15 protein-coding genes are annotated in these 18,405 nt (G+C 73.2%); 8 read left to right on the top strand and 7 right to left on the bottom strand.

What is annotated here, in order from left to right; all coding sequences use genetic code 11:
- Positions 1–4,166: FtsK/SpoIIIE domain-containing protein (locus tag ABZ914_RS26385; protein ID WP_500196466.1), on the top strand; the 4,166-nt coding region annotated here is incomplete at its 5' end.
- 123 nt (positions 4,167–4,289) lie between these two features.
- Here ABZ914_RS26385 and ABZ914_RS26380 read toward each other — a convergent pair.
- Positions 4,290–4,562: a WXG100 family type VII secretion target gene (locus tag ABZ914_RS26380; RefSeq protein ID WP_151543653.1), complete on the bottom strand. Its 273-nt coding sequence runs from the start codon at positions 4,560–4,562 to the stop codon at positions 4,290–4,292.
- Positions 4,563–4,909: 347 nt separating this feature from the next.
- Complete coding sequence (locus ABZ914_RS26375; RefSeq protein ID WP_433141739.1) at positions 4,910–5,452, bottom strand: hypothetical protein; 543 nt, start codon at positions 5,450–5,452, stop codon at positions 4,910–4,912.
- 224 nt (positions 5,453–5,676) lie between these two features.
- Between ABZ914_RS26375 and ABZ914_RS26370 the strand changes: the two genes are divergently transcribed.
- The 4 genes from ABZ914_RS26370 to ABZ914_RS26355 all read left to right on the top strand — a co-directional run bounded on the left by ABZ914_RS26370 (position 5,677) and on the right by ABZ914_RS26355 (position 10,000).
- Positions 5,677–5,922: a type B 50S ribosomal protein L31 gene (locus tag ABZ914_RS26370; RefSeq protein ID WP_500196465.1), complete on the top strand. Its 246-nt coding sequence runs from the start codon at positions 5,677–5,679 to the stop codon at positions 5,920–5,922.
- A 380-nt stretch (positions 5,923–6,302) separates the two neighbouring features.
- Positions 6,303–8,069: an acetyl/propionyl/methylcrotonyl-CoA carboxylase subunit alpha gene (locus ABZ914_RS26365; protein WP_500196463.1), complete on the top strand. Its 1,767-nt coding sequence runs from the start codon at positions 6,303–6,305 to the stop codon at positions 8,067–8,069.
- Between the two features lie 134 nt (positions 8,070–8,203).
- The gene (locus ABZ914_RS26360; protein ID WP_500196462.1) at positions 8,204–9,664 is read left to right on the top strand and encodes a hypothetical protein; all 1,461 of its coding nucleotides are present in this window, start codon (positions 8,204–8,206) and stop codon (positions 9,662–9,664) included.
- Positions 9,665–9,679: 15 nt separating this feature from the next.
- On the top strand, positions 9,680–10,000 hold the full coding sequence (locus ABZ914_RS26355; RefSeq protein WP_190867428.1) for a DUF5313 family protein: 321 nt from the start codon (positions 9,680–9,682) through the stop codon (positions 9,998–10,000).
- 43 nt (positions 10,001–10,043) lie between these two features.
- On the opposite strand, the gene ABZ914_RS26350 is transcribed toward ABZ914_RS26355, so the two are convergent.
- Positions 10,044–11,429, bottom strand: a complete 1,386-nt coding sequence (locus tag ABZ914_RS26350; RefSeq protein ID WP_500196459.1) for an NAD(P)H-quinone dehydrogenase — start codon at positions 11,427–11,429, stop codon at positions 10,044–10,046.
- Between the two features lie 102 nt (positions 11,430–11,531).
- Between ABZ914_RS26350 and ABZ914_RS26345 the strand changes: the two genes are divergently transcribed.
- From ABZ914_RS26345 to ABZ914_RS26335, 3 genes are all read left to right on the top strand, one after another.
- Entirely contained in the window at positions 11,532–11,978 is a 447-nt protein-coding gene (locus ABZ914_RS26345; protein ID WP_151543661.1) for a gamma-glutamylcyclotransferase family protein, read from the top strand.
- Between the two features lie 201 nt (positions 11,979–12,179).
- Positions 12,180–12,980, top strand: a complete 801-nt coding sequence (locus ABZ914_RS26340) for a purine-nucleoside phosphorylase (protein ID WP_500196458.1) — start codon at positions 12,180–12,182, stop codon at positions 12,978–12,980.
- Positions 12,981–12,982: 2 nt separating this feature from the next.
- Positions 12,983–14,614, top strand: coding sequence for a phospho-sugar mutase (locus tag ABZ914_RS26335; protein ID WP_500196456.1), 1,632 nt, complete (start codon positions 12,983–12,985; stop codon positions 14,612–14,614).
- On the opposite strand, the gene ABZ914_RS26330 is transcribed toward ABZ914_RS26335, so the two are convergent.
- The 4 genes from ABZ914_RS26330 to ABZ914_RS26315 form a co-directional block, all read right to left on the bottom strand.
- Entirely contained in the window at positions 14,607–15,248 is a 642-nt protein-coding gene (locus ABZ914_RS26330; RefSeq protein ID WP_500196454.1) for a PH domain-containing protein, read from the bottom strand. The genes ABZ914_RS26335 and ABZ914_RS26330 overlap by 8 nt on opposite strands.
- A 7-nt stretch (positions 15,249–15,255) precedes the next feature.
- Positions 15,256–16,347 carry an adenosine deaminase gene (locus ABZ914_RS26325; protein ID WP_433141756.1) on the bottom strand — a complete coding sequence of 364 codons (1,092 nt, stop codon included), beginning with the start codon at positions 16,345–16,347 and terminating at the stop codon, positions 15,256–15,258.
- Between the two features lie 64 nt (positions 16,348–16,411).
- A complete protein-coding gene (locus ABZ914_RS26320) occupies positions 16,412–16,768 on the bottom strand; it encodes a cupin domain-containing protein (protein WP_500196452.1) in 357 nt (118 codons plus the stop codon).
- 124 nt (positions 16,769–16,892) lie between these two features.
- Complete coding sequence (locus tag ABZ914_RS26315; protein ID WP_500196450.1) at positions 16,893–18,143, bottom strand: HNH endonuclease signature motif containing protein; 1,251 nt, start codon at positions 18,141–18,143, stop codon at positions 16,893–16,895.
- Between the last annotated feature and the right edge of the window lie 262 nt (positions 18,144–18,405).

Here is an 18,405-nt window from a genome sequence, read left to right as displayed (position 1 = left end):
CCGGGCTGGTCGAGGTCCGGGTCGTCGGCGGGCCCGCGGCGGGGCCGGTGCACCGGCTCGGGCTCGGCGTCAGCACGATCGGGTCCGGCGACGACGTCGACGTGGTGCTCGGCGACCCGTCCGTCCCGGCCCGGTCGCTGCGGCTCACCGTCGGCCGCGACGAGGTGCAGGTCGAGGCGTCCGCGATGACGATGCAGGGCGCCGCCCGGCTCGACGGCGAACCGCTCACCGCCAAGACCGCCTGGCCGGTCGGCGGGATGCTGACCGTCGGGGCGAGCGTGCTGACCCTCGCGCCGAGCGCCGCGCCCGACACGCACCTGGAGCCGCTGCCCGAGGGCGGCCTGGCGTTCAACCGGCCGCCCCGGCTCGCGCCCGCGCACCGCGTCCGCACGCTGGAGATCCCGAAGCGGCCCGAGCGGAACCCGCGCGAGCGCCTCCGGCTGTTCGGCGCGATCCTGTTCGCGGTGTTCGGCCTCGCCATGGCGTTCGGGCTGCACCAGTGGTGGTGGGCGCTGTTCGCGCTGGCCTGGCCGGTGATGACCGTCGGCGAATGGGTCGGCGACCGGATGCACGGCCGCAAGTCGTACAAGAAGGCGCTGAAGGAGTACCAGCGCAGGGCCGACGCGTTCGGCGGCGAGCTGGACGGGCTGCGCCGCGAGGACGAGGCCGAGCGCCGCGCCCTGTACCCCGACCCCGCCGAGGTGCTGCTGACCGCGACGGGCCCGCGCCGCCGCCTGTGGGAGCGCCGCCGCGAGGACCCCGACACGCTGCACCTGCGGCTCGGCGTCGCCGACCTGCCCGCCCGCATCGAGCTGACCGACCCGGCGGGCGGGGACGCCGGCGCCCTGCCGGTCCCGGCCGCCCGACTGGTGCCGGTCGCGCTGCCGCTCGGCGAGATCGGCGTGCTCGGGCTGACCGGGCCGCGCGCCGCGTCCCGGGCCCTCGCCCGCTGGCTCGTCGCGCAGGCCGCCGTCCTGCACAGCCCCCGCGACCTGTCGATCATCGTGCTGTCCGCCGACCAGCACGCGGGGGACGCGTGGAACTGGGTGCGGTGGCTGCCGCACTGCGCGCCGCGCGAGGGCGAGGAGTGCGTGGCGCTCGTCGGCACCGACCCCGAGTCCGCCGCGCACCGGGTCACCGAACTCGCGATCCGCGTCACGGAACGGCGCCGCGCCGCGCAGGCCGAGTCCGCGTTCTTCGGGCAGGGCAAGCCCGCCGACGCCGTCCCGTACAACATCCTGCTCGTGCTGGACGGCGCGCGCGCACTGCGCCGGATACCCGGCATGCCGATGCTGCTGTCGCGCGGCGCCGAGTACGGCATCCACGCCATCTGCGTGGACGACGAGGAGCGCCTTCTCCCCGAAGAGTGCAACGCCGTCGCCGAGTGGGACTCGCAGTACCCGTCCTTCGTCCACCTCCGTGGGCAGGGCCTCGACGACCTCGGCCCCGTGCTCGCCGACCAGGTGTCCCCCGCCTGGACCGAACGCGTGGCGCGCGCGCTGGCGCCCGTACGGGACGTGTCCCGCGAGGACGCCCAGGAGGCCATCCCGTCGGACGTCCGCCTCCTGGACCTGCTCGACATGGCCGAACCCACCGCCGAGCACATCCTCCAGTCCTGGTCCCGCACCGGCGGACGCAGTACCCGCGTCCCCATCGGCCTCGGCACCGGCGACCGCCCCGGACGTCCCGGCCGCCCCTACGAGATCGACCTGCGCACCGACGGCCCGCACGGCCTCATCGCCGGCACCACCGGCGCCGGCAAGTCGGAGCTGCTGCAGACCCTCATCGCGTCCCTCGCCGTGGCGAACCGCCCCGACGAGATGACGTTCGTCCTCATCGACTACAAGGGCGGCGCCGCGTTCAAGGACTGCGCGCGCCTCCCGCACACCGTCGGCATGGTCACCGACCTCGACGGGCACGCCACCGAACGCGCCCTGGAGTCCCTCGCCGCCGAGCTCCGCCGCCGCGAGGAGATCCTGCTGCGGGCCGGCGCCAAGGACATCGACGACCACAACGACGCGGCGGGCTCGCTGCCGCGGCTCGTCCTCGTCATCGACGAGTTCGCCGCGATGGTCGCCGAGCTGCCCGACTTCGTCGCCGGCCTCGTCGACATCGGGCGCCGCGGCCGCTCCCTCGGCGTCCACCTGATCCTCGCCACGCAGCGGCCCGCGGGCGTCGTCACCGCCGACATCCGCGCCAACACCAACCTGCGGATCGCGCTGCGCGTCACCGACCCCGACGAGTCCACGGACGTCATCGACGGCCCCGAGGCCGCCCGCATCGCCAAGTCCACGCCGGGCCGCTGCTACGTCCGGTCCGGCGCGGCGGCGCCGCACGCCGTCCAGTCCGCCCGGATCGGCGGGCGCCGCGCCGGGCCCGCGGGCCGGCGGACCAGCGTCCGGCCGCTGCCCTGGCAGGGCCTCGGGCATCCGCTGCCCGCCCCGGACGAGCCCTCCGGCGACGCGCCCGCCACGGACCTCGCCGTCCTCGTCCAGGCCGTCGACGAGGCCGCCCGCCGCGCCGGGATCGCCCGGCAGCCGTCGCCGTGGCTCACCCCCCTGCCCGAGCTGGTCCGGCTCACCCCGCGCACCGCCGCCGGGGGCTCGGTGGTGGACGTCCCCGCCGTCCCGTTCGGGATCACCGACCTGCCCGCCGTCCAGTCGCGCGAGCCGCTCGTCCTCGACCTCGCGGCGGGCGGCCACCTGTACATCGCCGGATCGCCGCAGTCGGGACGGTCCACGGCGCTGCGCACCATCGCCGGGTCCCTCGCGGGCGCCTGCTCCCCCTACGACGCCCACCTGTACGCCATCGACTGCGGCGCGAACGCGCTCCTGCCGCTGATCTCGCTGCCGCACTGCGGCGCCGTCGTCACCCGCGACCAGCTCGACCGCTGCGAGCGCCTCCTCACCGCCCTCGCCGCCGAGGTCGCCCGCCGCCAGCAGCTCCTCGCCGAGGCCGGGTTCGCGTCCCTGGCCGAGCAGCGCGCCGCCGTCGCCGCCACCGACCGGCTGCCCTGGATGGTCCTGCTCCTCGACCGCTGGGAGGGGTTCCTCGGCGCGTTCGAGCACTACGACTACGGCCGCCTCGTCGACCAGACCCTCCGGCTGCTGCGCGAGGGCGCCGCGGTCGGCCTGCGCGCCGTCTTCACCGGCGACCGCACCGGCCTCGGCGGGCAGATCTCCACGGTCTTCGACCGCCGCCTCGTCCTGCGGATGGCCGACCCCAACGACTACGCCTACGCCGGGCTGCAGGACCGGCACGTCCCCGCCGCGATGCCGCCGGGCCGCGCCCTCGAACCCGCCGCGCCCGGCGCCGCGCCGCGCGCGTCCCAGATCGGGCTGCTCGGCGACGACCCGTCCGGCACCGCGCAGGTCGCGGCCCTCCAGGAGATCGCCCGCGCCTCCGTCGCCCGCTACGGCCGCCTACCGCGCCGCCAGCGGCCCCTGCACGTCGACGAGCTGCCCGTCCGCGTCACCTACCGGGAGGCGATGGCGCTGGACGAGGCGTTCCTCGCGCCGTCCGCGCTCTGGGCCCTCGTCGGCGTCGGCGGCGACACCCTCGCCCCGGTCGGCGCCGACCTGCTGAACGAGGGTCCCGGCTTCACCGTCGCGGGCCCGCCCCGGTCGGGGCGCTCCACCACGCTGCGCACCATCGTGCACTCGCTGCTGGACCCGGCCGTCGGCGGCGGGCTCGTCCCGGTGGTCCTGGTCACCCCGCGCCGCTCCCCGCTGCGGCTGCTGTCGGGGCGGCCCGGCGTCCTCGGGGTGCTCACGTCCGACTCCGACCCCGACGACCTGGAGCGCGCGATCGGCGACGAGCACCGCTACGCCGTCGTCGTCGACGACGCCGAGCTCCTCGACGAGACGGACATGGACGACGCCCTGTGCGACGTCCTGCGCACCGCCCGCGACGGCGAGCACGCCGTCGTCGTCGGCGGCACGACCGCCGACATAGGCCGCGGCTACCGCGGCTTCCTCGCCGACGCCCGCCGGTCGCGCTCCGGTGTCTTGCTGTCCGTCGAGTCGCCGGACGACGGCGACCTGTTCGGGCTGCGCCTTCCGCGCAACGCCCCCTTGGCGGGGCCCACCGGCCGGGGCCTGTTCGTCGCCGCGGGCGCCACCACCCAGATCCAGGTGGCCCTTCCGCCTCCGGTCAGCGCCGAGTAGCGGCCCCTTCCCCGGAGCCGGCGGCCGCCGCCCGGAAACCGGGCCCTGCGGGGCATGCGGAGAAAATGATGCGGGTCCCGGCCTCGGGGGGATGGGCCGGGACCCGCGGTCCGTGACGAGGCGTCAGCGCGTGGCGGCCTCGATGTTCTGCTGGGACTTGCGGATGTCTTGGCTGCCCTGCTCCAGCGCGAGGGCCATCTTGTCGAACGCGGTCTTGGCCTCGGCCCAGGCGCTGCGGAACCGGTCGGCGCCGGGCCCCCACCAGGCGGCGCTGCTGCTGACCGTGCGGCCGTTGAGGTCCCTGATCAGGGCGTCCAGGTTCTTGGAGTGCTTGCTGAAGATCCGGGACAGCTCCTCCAGCTCGCCGAGGTTGGCGCCGCGCTTGTCACCGCTCATCGCTCCGACCCTCCGTCGCCATCCGCCGCCCGCCGGGGGCGGGACTTCAACTGGAACGTTTTCCGGTCCTGCCGCACTGCGAAAGAATGGCGCCAGCCTACGCCTCCCCGATCACGGGAATCCAGCGGCACATCGGAGATCGGGCGACGAAACACCCGTAATCCCGCCGTTCGAGTGTGACCGGATGTGGCCACACAGCCCCCGCCAGGTGGAGGTTTCGCGGCCCGGCGCCACCGACCGGCGACGCTCCGCAATGCCGTGACCCGCTTAATTACTGTCCGTCAAAGGCATTTCAGAGCGGCCGCCACGGGCTTTCCGGAACGATGCCCGCAATGCCGGAAAGGACGTCAGCGGGAGCGCGGGGCCGGGTCGTTCACCGGCTGCGCCTTCGGATCGAGGACCCGCTCGCCCACCAGGACGATGTCGTCGCCGCGCTGGCGGAAGTCGAACCGGCGCGGGACCGACTGGGTGACCTTGCCCGTGCGGTAGCGGACGACGGTGTGCTCGACGGCGTCCAGCGTGATCCGGTCGCCGGTGCGGACGGCCCGCCGGGCGTCCAGGCTGGTGCGGGCGCCGGTGTAGGCGGGGCCGCCCTCGACGGGGGCGCGGTTGCTGTTCTCCAGCTCGCGGAAGGCCCGCTCCTGGACGCGGGCGACGCGCGGGGAGATCCGGACGCCGAGGACCTCCGTCGGCACCTCCGGATGGGGGCGCGCGTGCCGCTGGACGAGCGCCTCGGAGCGCCCCTGGAGCAGCGTTCCGGCGGCGGCCGTGAGCTGCCGGGTGGTGACGGCGTCCACGGCGGACGGGCCGCTCCGGACGGCGGACGACGGCGCCGCGAGGCAGCAGGCCAGGGCCACCGCGAGGCCGGCCCGGGTCCAGTGGCGAGCCATCCGGCCCCTTCCCATGCGTTCCCGCTCGCTGACGAGGCTGATCAGCGACGGAGCCCAGGGCCAGGCCCGATGGCGAGGCTCAGCGGCGAAGCCCGGTCGCGAAGCTGATCACTGGCGAAGATACACCGGCGCGGCGGGCTTCGGGCGGCGCTCCGGAAACCGGGGAATGAAAACCGTTGCCACCCTGTTTGCAGGGGTGAACAGCCGAGAACCAGGGAGGAACGATGAGGAACAGGATCCACCCGGAGTACCGGCCCGTGGTCTTCCGCGACCGTGGCGCGGACTACGCCTTCCTGACCCGTTCGACGGCCGAGACGGACCGGACGATCGAGTGGACGGACGGCCGCACCTACCCGCTGGTCGACGTGGACGTGTCGTCCGCGAGCCACCCGTTCTACACGGGCCGCCAGCAGGTCCTGGACACCACCGGGGCGGTCGAGCGGTTCAACCGCCGGTACAACGGGAGCTGACGCGTCCGGACGCGCCCGCCGGGCCGCCACCGCGCCCCGGCGCGGCCCCGGGCACGTCCGATCGAAGGCCCGCGCCTCCCCGAGGCGCGGGCCTTCGCCGTGCCCGGACGTCCGTCGAGGACCACCCGCCCCAGGCCGGGCCGTGACCAAGACCGCGCCGTGACCAAGACCGCGCGATCAACGCCGCGCCGCGACCAAGACCCGGGCCGCGATCGACACCGGGCCGCCCGGGAGCGCCTGCTGGCACGGGGGTGCGCGATAGGTCCCGCTGAGCGGCATCCGCCCTGAAATCTGGCGTCCAGGTGCAATAAGGAGGGCCTTACGAAAACCTCGAACGGCGGTTATCTAGACTGCGTGCGAGGTTTAGGGAGGAGACCCACGTGCGCAAGGTCCTGATCGCCAACCGCGGTGAGATCGCGGTTCGTATAGCCCGTGCCTGTCGCGATGCGGGGCTGGCCAGTGTGGCGGTGTACGCCGAACCCGATCTGGAGGCGCTGCACGTACGGGTCGCCGACGAGGCGTACGCCCTGGGCGGCCAGACCGCGGCGGACAGCTACCTGGACATCGACAAGCTGCTGAAGGTCGCCGCCGAGGCCGGCGCGGACGCCGTGCACCCCGGCTACGGGTTCCTGGCGGAGAACGCCGACTTCGCGGCGGCCGTCGAGAACGCCGGGCTGACCTGGATCGGCCCGCCGCCCGCCGCGATCACCGCGCTCGGCGACAAGGTGCAGGCCCGGCACATCGCCCAGAAGGTCGGCGCGCCGCTGGTCGCCGGCACCAAGGACCCGGTGTCGGGCGCGGACGAGGTCGTCGCGTTCGCCGAGGAGCACGGCCTGCCGATCGCGATCAAGGCGGCGTTCGGCGGCGGCGGCCGCGGCCTGAAGGTGGCGCGCAAGCTGGAGGAGGTCGCCGAGCTGTACGAGTCGGCGGTCCGCGAGGCGGTCGGCGCGTTCGGCCGCGGCGAGTGCTTCGTCGAGCGGTACCTGGACAAGCCGCGGCACGTCGAGACCCAGTGCCTGGCCGACAAGCACGGCAACGTCGTCGTCGTGTCCACCCGGGACTGCTCGCTGCAGCGCCGCCACCAGAAGCTCGTCGAGGAGGCCCCCGCGCCGTACCTGTCGGACGAGCAGCTGGAGCTGCTGTACACCTCGTCCAAGGCCATCCTGAAGGAGGCCGGCTACGTCGGCGCGGGGACCTGCGAGTTCCTCGTCGGCCAGGACGGGACGATCTCCTTCCTGGAGGTCAACACCCGGCTGCAGGTCGAGCACCCGGTGACCGAGGAGGTCGCGGGCGTCGACCTGGTCCGGGAGATGTTCCGGGTCGCCGACGGCGAGGAGATCGGCTACGACGACCCGGTGCTGCGCGGCCACTCGTTCGAGTTCCGGCTGAACGCCGAGGACGCGGGGCGCGGCTTCCTGCCCGCCGTCGGCACGCTGACCGCGTTCGACCCGCCGTCCGGCCCCGGCGTCCGGCTGGACTCCGGCTACGTCGCCGGGCAGACCGTCCCGCAGGCGTTCGACTCGCTGATCGCCAAGCTGATCGTGACCGGCGCGACGCGCCGGCAGGCCGCCGAGCGGGCCAAGCGGGCGCTGGACGAGTTCGTGATCGACGGCATGCCGACCGTGCTGCCGTTCCACCGGGTGGTGCTGGACGACCCGGCGTTCGTCCCGGCGGACGACGAGACGCCGTTCAGCGTCCACACCCGCTGGATCGAGACGGAGTTCGACAACCGGATCCCGCCGTTCGACCCCACCGCCGCGGGCGAGGAGGCCGAGGCGGGCGAGCGCGAGCGCGTCACCGTGGAGGTCGGCGGCAGGCGCATCGAGGTCGTGCTGCCCGCGGGGCTGGGCGCGTCCGCGGCCCCCGCGGCCGGCAAGGGGGCGCCCGCCAAGCGGCGCGGCGGCAAGAAGGGCGGCGGCGCCCAGGCGTCCGGTGACTCCCTGGTCAGCCCGATGCAGGGCACGATCGTCAAGACGGTCGTGGAGGACGGCGCGACCGTCGCGGCGGGCGACACCATCGTCGTCCTGGAGGCCATGAAGATGGAGCAGCCGCTCACCGCGCACAAGGCCGGCACGATCAGCGGCCTGTCCGCCGAGGTCGGCCAGACCGTCTCCTCCGGGGCGGTCATCTGCGAGATCAAGGACTGACGCGCGGCGTCTCCCACGGCACCCCCGTCCGGCCCGGTTCGGATGGGGGTGTCGTTTTCGTCACTAAAAGCGGTTTTTACGGAACGCGTGCGGCGGCCCGGTCGTCGGCCTTCATGAGGGGGCAGACTGACATCATGAGTTCCGAGATCCGTACCGTCCGGCCGGTGCTCCGCGCCGCGGTATCGGCGGTGGTCCTCGCCGTGGCGGTGCTGGCGGGCCTCGCGGCCCCCGGCCTCGCCGCACCCGCGCACGCCGCGTCTCCGCAGACCGCGCGGGCAGTGTCCGCACAGGCAGTGTCCGCGCAAGCCACACAGGCCGGGCGGGCCGCGCCCGCTCGGGCGACGGCCCCGGCGGCGCTTCCCGCCGACACGGTCGGCCAGATCGCCAAGGGCCTGCTCGGCTCGCGCCTGTACGTCACCAGCGACTCCGGCGCGAACCTGTCGGCGGCCGACCAGCAGCAGATCAGGTCGGCGCTCGACGGCGACCACGACGCCGACATCCGCGCCGTGGTCGTCCGCAACGACGTGAGCGGGCCGCAGGTCGGGCAGATGCTGAAGGCCGTGGCGAACCGCGTCGGCAAGGGCCAGACCTACGTGGCGATCACCGCCGACGGCACCCGGATGGGCGGGATCTCGAAGAAGCTCGACACCAACGAGATCAACCAGCTCGTCACCCGCACCGACGGGTCGCCGCTCAAGCAGCGGCTGATCCAGTTCGGGAACCTCGCCGAGAAGAAGGTCGACGACAAAGCCCAGTCCGGCGCGGTCGTCGGGTACGTCGTGATCGGCGTCCTCGTCGTGATCGCGGCGGCCGTCACCAGCGCCGTCCTGGTCGCCCGGAAGCGGCGCCGCGAGCGGCACGCCCGGCAGATGGCGGACCTGAAGCAGGGCGTCCAGGAGGACGTCACCCTGCTCGGCGAGGACATCGCCCGGCTCGACCTCAACGTCATGGACCCCGGCCTCGACCCGGAGACCCGCGCCGACTACGAGCGCGCCATGAACTCCTACGACAAGGCGAAGACCGCGACGGAGCGCGCCCAGAAGCCGCAGGACATGCAGGCCGTCACCACCGCGCTGGAAGACGGCCGCTACTACATGACCGCGACCCGCTCCCGCCTGGCGGGCGAGCCCGTGCCCGAGCGCCGCCCGCCGTGCTTCTTCAACCCGCAGCACGGCCCGTCCGTCCAGGACGTCACGTGGGCGCCTCCGGGCGGCGTGGCGCGGTCCGTGCCGGCCTGCGCGGCGGACGCGCGGGCCGTCCTGGAGGGCCACGACCCGGACGTCCGGATGGTCCCGTACGGGGGCGCGCGGCGGCCCTACTGGGACGCGGGCCCCGCCTACGCGCCCTACGCGGGCGGCTACTACTACGGCTACGGCGGTTTCGACCTGCTCAGCGGCCTGATGCTCGGCACCGCGCTGGGGTCGCTGATGGGCGGCGGCTTCGGCTGGGGCGGCGGCTACTACGGCGACGGGTTCGGCGGCGGTGACGGCGGCTTCGGGGGCGACGGCGGTGACGTCGGCGGCGGCTGGGACTTCGGCAGCGGCGACTTCGGCGGCGGCGGAGACTGGGGCGGCAACGACTTCGGCGGCTTCTGAGGTGGTCTCCCGAGCATGACCCGCATACCAGGCGACCCGGGCCCGTTAGGCCGCGTCCGGTACGCGCTGGGCTTCCGGCTGCCGCCCCGCAACCGCGAGTGGGTGCGGCACGACCTCACCGACGCGGGCTGGCGGGGCCGGCTGCTGCTGCGGCACCTGTACGTGATGGTCCCGGTCTGCCTGCTGCTGGCGCTCCTGCCGGGCCCGACGTGGATCCGCGCCGCCGTCCCGCTGCTGGCGTTCGTCGCCAGCACCCTCACGGTCGCGATCACCGCCGAGGACCTGCGCCGGTCCCGCCTGCACCGCCACGGCCTGCACCCGCCCGACCGCCGCTGACCGCGCTCAACCGACCGCCCCGGGGCGGCGCCGCCCGGCCGTCTTAGTAGGCGTGCTCGGACATCAGGCGGCGGGACGCCTCGGTGATGCTGCCCGACAGCGACGGGTACACCGCGAACGTGTGCGCGACCTGGTCGACCGTCAGGTGCTGCTGCACTGCGATCGACACGCCGAGGATCAGCTCGCTGGCCCGCGGCGCCACGATCACGCCGCCCAGCACGATCCCCGTGGACGGCCGGCAGAACAGCTTCACGAAGCCGTCCTCGAAGCCCTGCATCTTGGCGCGCGCGTTGGTGAACAGCGGCAGCATGACCGTCCGGGCGTTGACGTCGCCGGAGTCGACCATCTGCTGCGTCACGCCGACCGACGCCACCTCGGGGTCGGTGAAGATGTTGGAGGCGACCCAGCCGAGCTTCAGCGGCTGGACGGCCTCGCCGAGCGCGTGCCACATCGCGATCCGGCCCTGCATCCCCGCCACCGACGCCAGCATCAGCACGCCCGTGCAGTCGCCGGACGCGTAGATGTGCGGGACGGACGTCCGGGAGACCTTGTCGACCTCGACGAACCCGCGCTTGTCGCAGGTGACGCCGACCTCCTCCAGGCCGATGCCCGTGGTGTTCGGCACCATCCCGACCGTCATCAGGCAGTGCGTGCCCTCGACCTTGCCGCCGTCCTCCAGCGTGACGATCACGCCGTTCCCGGACCGCTCGACGCCCGCGGCCCGCGACCGCGACATCACGTTCATCCCGCGCCGCAGGAACACCTCCTGCAGCACGGACGCGGCGTCGGCGTCCTCCGTCGGCAGGATCCGGTCCCGCGAGGACACCAGCGTGACCTTCGACCCCAGCGACAGGTACGCCCCGGCCAGCTCGGCGCCGGTGACGCCGGACCCGACCACGATCAGCTCCTCGGGCAGCTCCGGCAGGTCGTACAGCTGCCGCCAGTTGAGGATCCGCTCCCCGTCCGGCTCGGCGCCGGGCAGCACCCGCGGCGTCGCGCCGGTCGCGATCAGCACGATGTCGGCCCGGATCCGCCGCTCCCCGACCGCGACGACGTGCGGCTCCACCAGCCGCGCCTCACCCCGGACGATCTTCACTTCCTCGTAGGCGAGCCGTTCCGCGACGTCGAACGACTGGGCCCGCGCGAGGTCCTTCACCCGCTTGTTGACGTTGGCCATGTCGACCTCGAGGCCGCCGACGATGCCGTCGGGACCGCCGCTGAAGCGCAGCCCGAGCCCGGCGGACTCGGACATGACCGCCATGCGGGTCGACGTGGCGATGAGCGTCTTGGAGGGGACGCAGTCGGTGAGCACGCACGCGCCGCCGGGCCCGTCCCGCTCGATGACGGTCACGTCCGCGCCGAGCTGCGCCGCGACGAGTGCGGCCTCGTAGCCGCCCGGTCCTCCTCCGATGATCACGATGCGGGTCACATCTCCCATTGTTTCCTACTCAGACCAGTGATAAGACCCGCGGGTACGCGAACGACGCTCCGCAGCGGTCCCGCCCTCTCATGTGGCGTAGCCTTGGCCAACGTGGCTCTGTACGCGGCGTACGCCTCCAACATGGACCCCGAGCAGATGGCGAGCCGGGCTCCCCACTCGCCCATGCGCGGCACCGGCTGGCTGACCGGCTGGCGGCTGACCTTCGGCGGCCAGGGCTTCGACGGGGCCCTCGCGACCGTCGTCGAGGACGACTTCGAGCAGGTCTTCGTGGTGATCTACGACGTCCCGGCCTTCGACGAGAAGGAGCTGGACGCGTGGGAGGGCGCCGCGCTCGGCGTCTACCGCAAGATCCGGGTCCGCGTGCAGACGCTGGACGGCGACGCACTGTGCTGGCTCTACGTCCTGGACGACTACGAGGGCGGCCTACCGTCCGCGCACTACCTCGGCATCCTCGCCGACGCCGCCGAGGCGGCCGGCGCCCCGGACGACTACGTCAAGGACCTGCGCACCCGCCCCTGCAAATCCCTAGGCGACTGACCCGCCAAGCAGAGCGAGAGAGCGCGCCTCCTGGCGGCGCCCTTCCCGCGAGTGAGTCGACGCGGGGCGGCGGGCGACCAGAACCGAGCGAGGATCACCCGCGGGGCGGCGCCCTTCCCGCGAGTGAGTCGACGCGGGGCGGCGGGCGACCGGAGCGGAGCGAGGATCGCCCTGCCGGGGGACGGCTGTAGTGTCGGCGATGTGAGCAACGACGCTTTTGACCTGGCGCGGGCCGCCGCCGACGAGCTGCGGACGCGCACCTCCATCGACTCCTTCGACGTGGCGCTGGTGATGGGGTCGGGCTGGGTCCCGGCGGCCGACGCGCTCGGGGCGCCGGACGACGAGCTGCCCGTCACGCTGCTGCCGGGGTTCGCGGCGCCCGCCGTCGAGGGCCACGCGGGCAAGGTCCGGGTCGTGGAGGTCGGCGGGCACCGGGCGCTGGTGTTCCTCGGCCGGACGCACCTGTACGAGGGACGCGGCGTGGACGCGGTGGTGCACGGCGTCCGGACGGCCCTGGCGGCGGGCGTCGGAACCGTCGTGCTGACGAACGCGGCGGGCGGGCTGCGGCCGGAGCACCAGCGGGTCGGCGACCCGGTGCTGATCTCCGACCATCTGAACCTGTCGGGCGCGAACCCGCTGACGGGGCCGTCGTTCCTGGACATGACCGAGGCGTACTCGGCGAGGCTGCGGGCGCTCGCGAAGGAGGTCGACCCGACGCTGGCGGAGGGCGTCTACGCGGCGTTCCGGGGCCCGACGTACGAGACGCCGGCGGAGATCCGGATGCTGCGGACGATGGGCGCCGACATGGTCGGGATGTCCACGGCGCTGGAGACGATCGCGGCCCGGCAGGGCGGCGCGGACGTGCTGGGGATCTCGCTGGTCACCAACATCGCGGCGGGCCTGTCCGGCGAGCCGCTGGACCACGAGGAGGTCCTGGCGGCGGGCCGCGCGGCGGCGGGCCGGATGGGCGAGCTGCTCGGCACCGTCCTGACGAAGCTGTGAGCATGAGCGACCTTCGCGGATACGCCGAGGAATGGCTGGCGCAGGACCCGGACCCGGACACCCGCGCCGAGCTGCGCGCGATCCTCGACGCGGGCGACGACCGGGCCCTCGCGGACCGGTTCGGGTCCCGGCTGGAGTTCGGGACGGCGGGGCTGCGCGGCGAGCTGGGCGCCGGGCCGAACCGGATGAACCGGGTGACGGTGATGCGTGCGGCGGCGGGCCTCGCCGCGTGCCTCCCGGCCGGCGGCCGGGTGATCGTCGGGTTCGACGCGCGGCACGGGTCGCGGCGGTTCGCGCAGGACACGGCGGCGGTGCTGGCGGGCGCGGGGCTGCGCGCCGAGGTGTTCGCCGACCCGGTCCCGACGCCCGTCCTGGCCCATTTCACGAGGTCGTTCGGCGACGTCGTGGCGGGCGTCATGGTGACGGCGAGCCACAACCCGCCGCGCGACAACGGCTACAAGGTGTACTGGGGGGACGGCGCGCAGATCGTCCCGCCGCGCGACGCGGAGATCTCCGCCGCGATCGACGCGGTCGGCCGCGTGGACGAGCTGCCGCTCGGCTCGGACTGGACCGTCCACCACGACACCCGCCTCTACCTGGACGCCCTGGCGGACCTGCGCCTCGGCGATGAGCGCGACATCTCGATCGTCTACACGCCGATGCACGGCGTCGGGCGCGACGTCCTCCTCGCGGCGTTCGAGCGGGCCGGGTTCCCCGCGCCCGTCGTCGTCCCCGAGCAGGCGGAGCCCGACCCCGACTTCCCGACCGTCGCGTTCCCGAACCCCGAGGAGCCGGGCGCGCTCGACCTGGCCCTCGCGCTCGCCCGCGACCGGGACGCCGACCTGGTGATCGCCAACGACCCCGACGCGGACCGCTGCGCCGTCGCCGTCCCCGGCCCCGGCGGCTGGCGGGCGCTGACCGGCGACGAGGTCGGCGGGCTGCTCGCCGAGCACGTCCTGCGGCACACCACCGGCGACGACCGCCTGGTGGTGACCACGATCGTGTCGTCGTCGCTGCTGGCGTCGATCGCGCGCGAGCACGGCGTCCGGTCGGCCGAGTCCCTCACCGGCTTCAAGTGGATCATGAAGGCGGGCGGGGCGGGCGACCGGCTCGTGTTCGGCTACGAGGAGGCCCTCGGCTACAGCGTCGGCGACGACCGGGGCGTCCTGGTCAACGACAAGGACGGCATCGGCGCGGCCCTCGCCGTCGCGGCGCTCGCCGCCGAGGCCCGCCGCGACGGCCGCACCCTGCTCGACCTCCTCGACGACCAGGCCCGCCGGTACGGGCTGCACGCCACGTCCCAGCTGTCGGTACGGGTGGACGACCTGTCGCTGATCGCCGGCGCGATGGCGCGGCTGCGCGCGAACCCGCCCGCCGAGCTGGGCGGACGCGCCGTGGAGGCGTTCGACGACCTGTCCGGCGGCGTGGACGGCCTGCCGCCCACCGACGGCCTGCGGTTCCGCCTCGGCGGCGCCCGCGTCGTCATCCGGCCGTCCGGCACCGAACCCAAGCTGAAGTGCTACCTGGAGGTCGTCCGCCCGGTGTCCGGCGACGTCGCGGCGGCCCGCGAACGCGCCGCCGCCGACCTCGACGCCCTCCGCGAGGACGTCTCCGCCGCGCTCGCCCTCACCTGACCGCGCCCGCGACCAGCAGCCCGATCAGGGCCACCAGGGGAACCAGCAGGGACGCGAGGGCCGGGACCGACCAGCTGATCGTCCCGGTCGCGCCGTCCTTGTCCGCCTTCGCCTCGGCGGCCCGGTCGGGCGCCCCCGACCTGGTCTTCGTCCGCTGCCGGTCCCGGATCTCGTTCAGCTGCTGCGCCGCGTACGCCGCCGGCGTCCGGCCCTTCAGCGCCGCCGCCATCTTGTCCTCCGACCGGCGCGCCCGCGCCTCCGCCTTCGCCTGCGCGCGCGGCGACGTCTGGTGCACCCACGCCCGCGTCTCCAGCTCCCGCCCGTCCGGCCCGTCGAACTTCACGGTCACCGCGTTCGTCCCCACGATCTCCCGGACGGCCGGCCACGGCGCCCGCGTCTCCCGCAGCGGGTTGCGGACCGTCACCGCCTCCTCGGTCCCGATGATCGCCGGACGGAGCCCGACCGTGTAGGCGATGCCGCAGCCGAGCAGCAGCAGCGCCCCGATGGTGAAGGCGGCCAGCGAGTACGTGGCGTCGCCGGTGACGCCGAACACCAGGTCGATGATGTTGAGCCCGGCGAACACCAGCCACACGTACGCGGCGATGCGCCCGCCGGTGGAGCGAATGGTCAGCATGGCCCGATCATGCCAGGGGCCGCGCGCCGCTCCACTTGAGCTGCGCGAATCCGGGCTTGATCACCCCGTTGATCAGTTCCAGCCGCTCGTTGAACGGCACGAACGCCGACTTCATCGCGTTCACCGTGAACCACTGCAGATCGTCCCACCCGTACCCGAACGCGTCCCGCAGCTTCGCGAACTCCCGCGACAGCGTCGTCCCGCTCATCAGCCGGTTGTCGGTGTTCACCGTCACCCGGAAGCTCAGCCGCCGCAGCAGCCCGATCGGGTGCTCCTCGATCGACTTCGCGGCGCCCGTCTGGATGTTCGACGTCGGGCACATCTCCAGCGGGATCCGCTTGTCCCGCACGTACCCGGCGAGCCGGCCGAGCCGCGCCTCGTCCCCGTCCACCTCGATGTCGTCGATGATCCGCACCCCGTGCCCGAGCCGGTCCGCGCCGCACCACTGGATCGCCTGCCAGATCGACGGCAGCCCGAAACCCTCCCCCGCGTGGATGGTGAAGTGCGCGTTCTCCCGCTGCAGGTACTCGAACGCGTCCAGGTGCCGGGTGGGCGGGTACCCCGCCTCCGCGCCCGCGATGTCGAACCCGACCACCCCGAGGTCCCGGTACCGGACGGCCAGCTCCGCGATCTCCATCGACCGCGCCTGGTGCCGCATCGCCGTCACCAGCGTCCCGACCCGGATCCCGAAGTCCCGGCGGGCCTTCGCGAACCCGTCCAGTACCGCCTCGACGACCTGCTCCAACGTCAGGCCGCCGCTCAGATGCTGCTCCGGCGCGTACCGGACCTCCGCGTACACGACCCCGTCGGCCGCCAAGTCCTCGCCGCACTCGTACGCGACCCTCGTCAGCGCCTCGACGGACTGCATCACCCCGACGGTGTGCGAGAACGTCTCCAGGTACCGTTCCAGCGACCCGGAGTTGGACGCCTCCTCGAACCACGCCCGGAGGTTCTCCGGGTCCGTGGTGGGCAGCGCCTCGTACCCGCTGTCCCGCGCCAGGTCCACGATGGTCGCGGGCCTGACGCCACCGTCGAGGTGATCGTGCAGCAGCACCTTCGGTGCCCGCCGGATGTCGTCGAGAGTCGGCCGATCGTCCATCTCTAGAATCTACTGCCCGCGGTACCCCGCGGACCTCGGCGACTCTTGCCGACACCCGGGAAGCTCACTGGGCCTTCGCGTAGTCGCCGATGTTCCCGGCGAAGTCGAACACGATGCACGGCTCGTCCCCGACGACCCACGCGTCATGGCCGGGCGAGACCACGAACACGTCGCCGGGCCCGACTTCCTGCTCGGCGCCGTCGCTCGTCCGTATCCGCATGCGCCCGTCGACGACGTAGCCGTTGTGGTGCACCTCGCAGAGCTCGGTGCCCGCGATGTCCCGGACGGACTCCGTCCAGCGCCATCCCGGCTCGAACGTCGCCTTGCCGAACACCAGCCCGGACATGTTCACGACCTCCAGGTGCCCCCTGGGGAAGTCGCGGCGGTCGTCCGGCTTCTCGATGCTCTTGATCTCCATCATGACGATTCCCCCCTCTCGTCATCACTTCCACGCTTGCACCGCCCCTGACCAGATACAAGACCCCCCTTCCGGGCAGCGAAAGCCTTCGGCACCAGGCGGCCGCACCGCTGATTTTCGCAGGGGTTCAGGCAGCCCGATCGAGCTCGGCGGGCGGACTCGTGGCACGGGGCACCCCCACGTCCCGAGGCGGAAGAAGCCGGTAGATGTACCGCCCCTCTGGATCTTTGCTGATGCGGATCCGGTCGGGGTTGGCGTGCTTGAAGCGGTTGTGCCATCCGCACGTCAGGGCGAGCTGATCGATGTCAGTGGGCGATCTCCCGAGCGCCCACCCATGCACGTGGTCGACCTCGCACAGCGCCCCGGGCACTTCACATCCCCGCACCGCGCACGAGGAGTACAGCGTCTCCAGCACCTGCCGCTGCGCGGCGGAAGCGAACCGCTCCCGATAGCCCAGGTACAGCGGAGTGTTCCCCCGCCCCAGAAGCAGGGGCGACACCCCAGCCGCCAACGCGATGCGGCGGGCCTGGGCAGCGGGAATCGGAGTCCCATCGGCAAGGCGACCCGGAGCGTTGCCGCCGGTGAGCGTCTCCAGGTCGCAGATCACCGTGACCTTGGACGCCTTGTGCCCACCCGACAGCACACTCGACAGCGCCGCCGCCGTCCGCTCGGCGAGGTCACGGCGATCGTCAGGACCGGCCGGCTTGGCCAACGGGGCCAGAGTGCCGTCCCAGATCGCGGCATCCTCGGGGTTGAGCCACCCCTTCACATACCGGCCGCCGTCCAGCGAACGCGTGGTCGTGATCCACGACTTGTCATAGCCCCGCTTGGTGTCCTCATCCGGGGCGTCCTCGGAGCCGTCGCGCTCGGCGATGACATCACGAATCCGCCGCCCGAACGCGGCGACCTTCCCAGCCGAAAAGCCCTGCTCGACGAACCTGAGCAGGGTCGCCTCAGCCTCTCCACAGTCGGTGTCGTCCAGACGTGACACCGAGTCGGCGACAGCGGCGGCGTACCCGTATGAAAGATCTCCGGCGGCGAGGCGTTCGGCCACCTGCGGGAGGCGATGACGCTGCCGGGCAAGAGTGAGGCGCTCCTTGGCTCGACTGTCGCGCATGCCCAACCGAGACCGCAGCCACGCCTGTGTGGAGGGATAACCCCATCGCGCCTGCTCTCCGGCGACGTCGACCCGACCGATGAACGATGCCAGCGCGCTTTCCTGCATATCGGAAGCCGCGACGAGAGTCTCGGTGAGTTCCAGACAAGCGGCCGCCGAATCAGGGACGTCTCGTCCAGCGAGTTCAGCGGCGATCACCGAGAGAGCGTCCACCAATTCCACAGTGGACGCCTCATCGAGATCGACCCGAACTGAGCGCATGGGTCAATAATATCGTCCAACCGACGCACTCATCATCAAAGAAGGGATGGATTATCATCACCCCACAGATAGGTATGGCCAGCTATACCTATGCGAAATTTCGACAGCCCAGAATTGCACGGCTCCGACGGCAGACCCACTCGACAACCGCCCCTTTACGTGGAGAGCGGTGGGGGCGGCGCGACCCGGGGCGGGGCAGGCGGAGCCTGCCCCCAACACCTGCCTAGGGGCCGCAGAGGCTCCAAAGTCAAGGGTGGACGAA

Origin of the sequence: Spirillospora sp. NPDC046719 (assembly GCF_040645715.1) — a bacterium.
Classification (GTDB): domain Bacteria; phylum Actinomycetota; class Actinomycetes; order Streptosporangiales; family Streptosporangiaceae; genus Spirillospora.
This window is presented reverse-complemented; position numbering and strand designations above follow the sequence as displayed.

Coding starts and splice junctions, on each gene's coding strand:
- ABZ914_RS26380 (WP_151543653.1), bottom strand. CDS start 4,562: ATGAGCGGTGACAAGCGCGGCGCCAACCTCGGCGAGCTGGAGGAGCTG.
- ABZ914_RS26375 (WP_433141739.1), bottom strand. CDS start 5,452: ATGGCTCGCCACTGGACCCGGGCCGGCCTCGCGGTGGCCCTGGCCTGC.
- ABZ914_RS26370 (WP_500196465.1), top strand. CDS start 5,677: ATGAGGAACAGGATCCACCCGGAGTACCGGCCCGTGGTCTTCCGCGAC.
- ABZ914_RS26360 (WP_500196462.1), top strand. CDS start 8,204: ATGAGTTCCGAGATCCGTACCGTCCGGCCGGTGCTCCGCGCCGCGGTA.
- ABZ914_RS26355 (WP_190867428.1), top strand. CDS start 9,680: ATGACCCGCATACCAGGCGACCCGGGCCCGTTAGGCCGCGTCCGGTAC.
- ABZ914_RS26335 (WP_500196456.1), top strand. CDS start 12,983: ATGAGCGACCTTCGCGGATACGCCGAGGAATGGCTGGCGCAGGACCCG.
- ABZ914_RS26330 (WP_500196454.1), bottom strand. CDS start 15,248: ATGCTGACCATTCGCTCCACCGGCGGGCGCATCGCCGCGTACGTGTGG.
- ABZ914_RS26325 (WP_433141756.1), bottom strand. CDS start 16,347: ATGGACGATCGGCCGACTCTCGACGACATCCGGCGGGCACCGAAGGTG.
- ABZ914_RS26320 (WP_500196452.1), bottom strand. CDS start 16,768: ATGATGGAGATCAAGAGCATCGAGAAGCCGGACGACCGCCGCGACTTC.
- ABZ914_RS26315 (WP_500196450.1), bottom strand. CDS start 18,143: ATGCGCTCAGTTCGGGTCGATCTCGATGAGGCGTCCACTGTGGAATTG.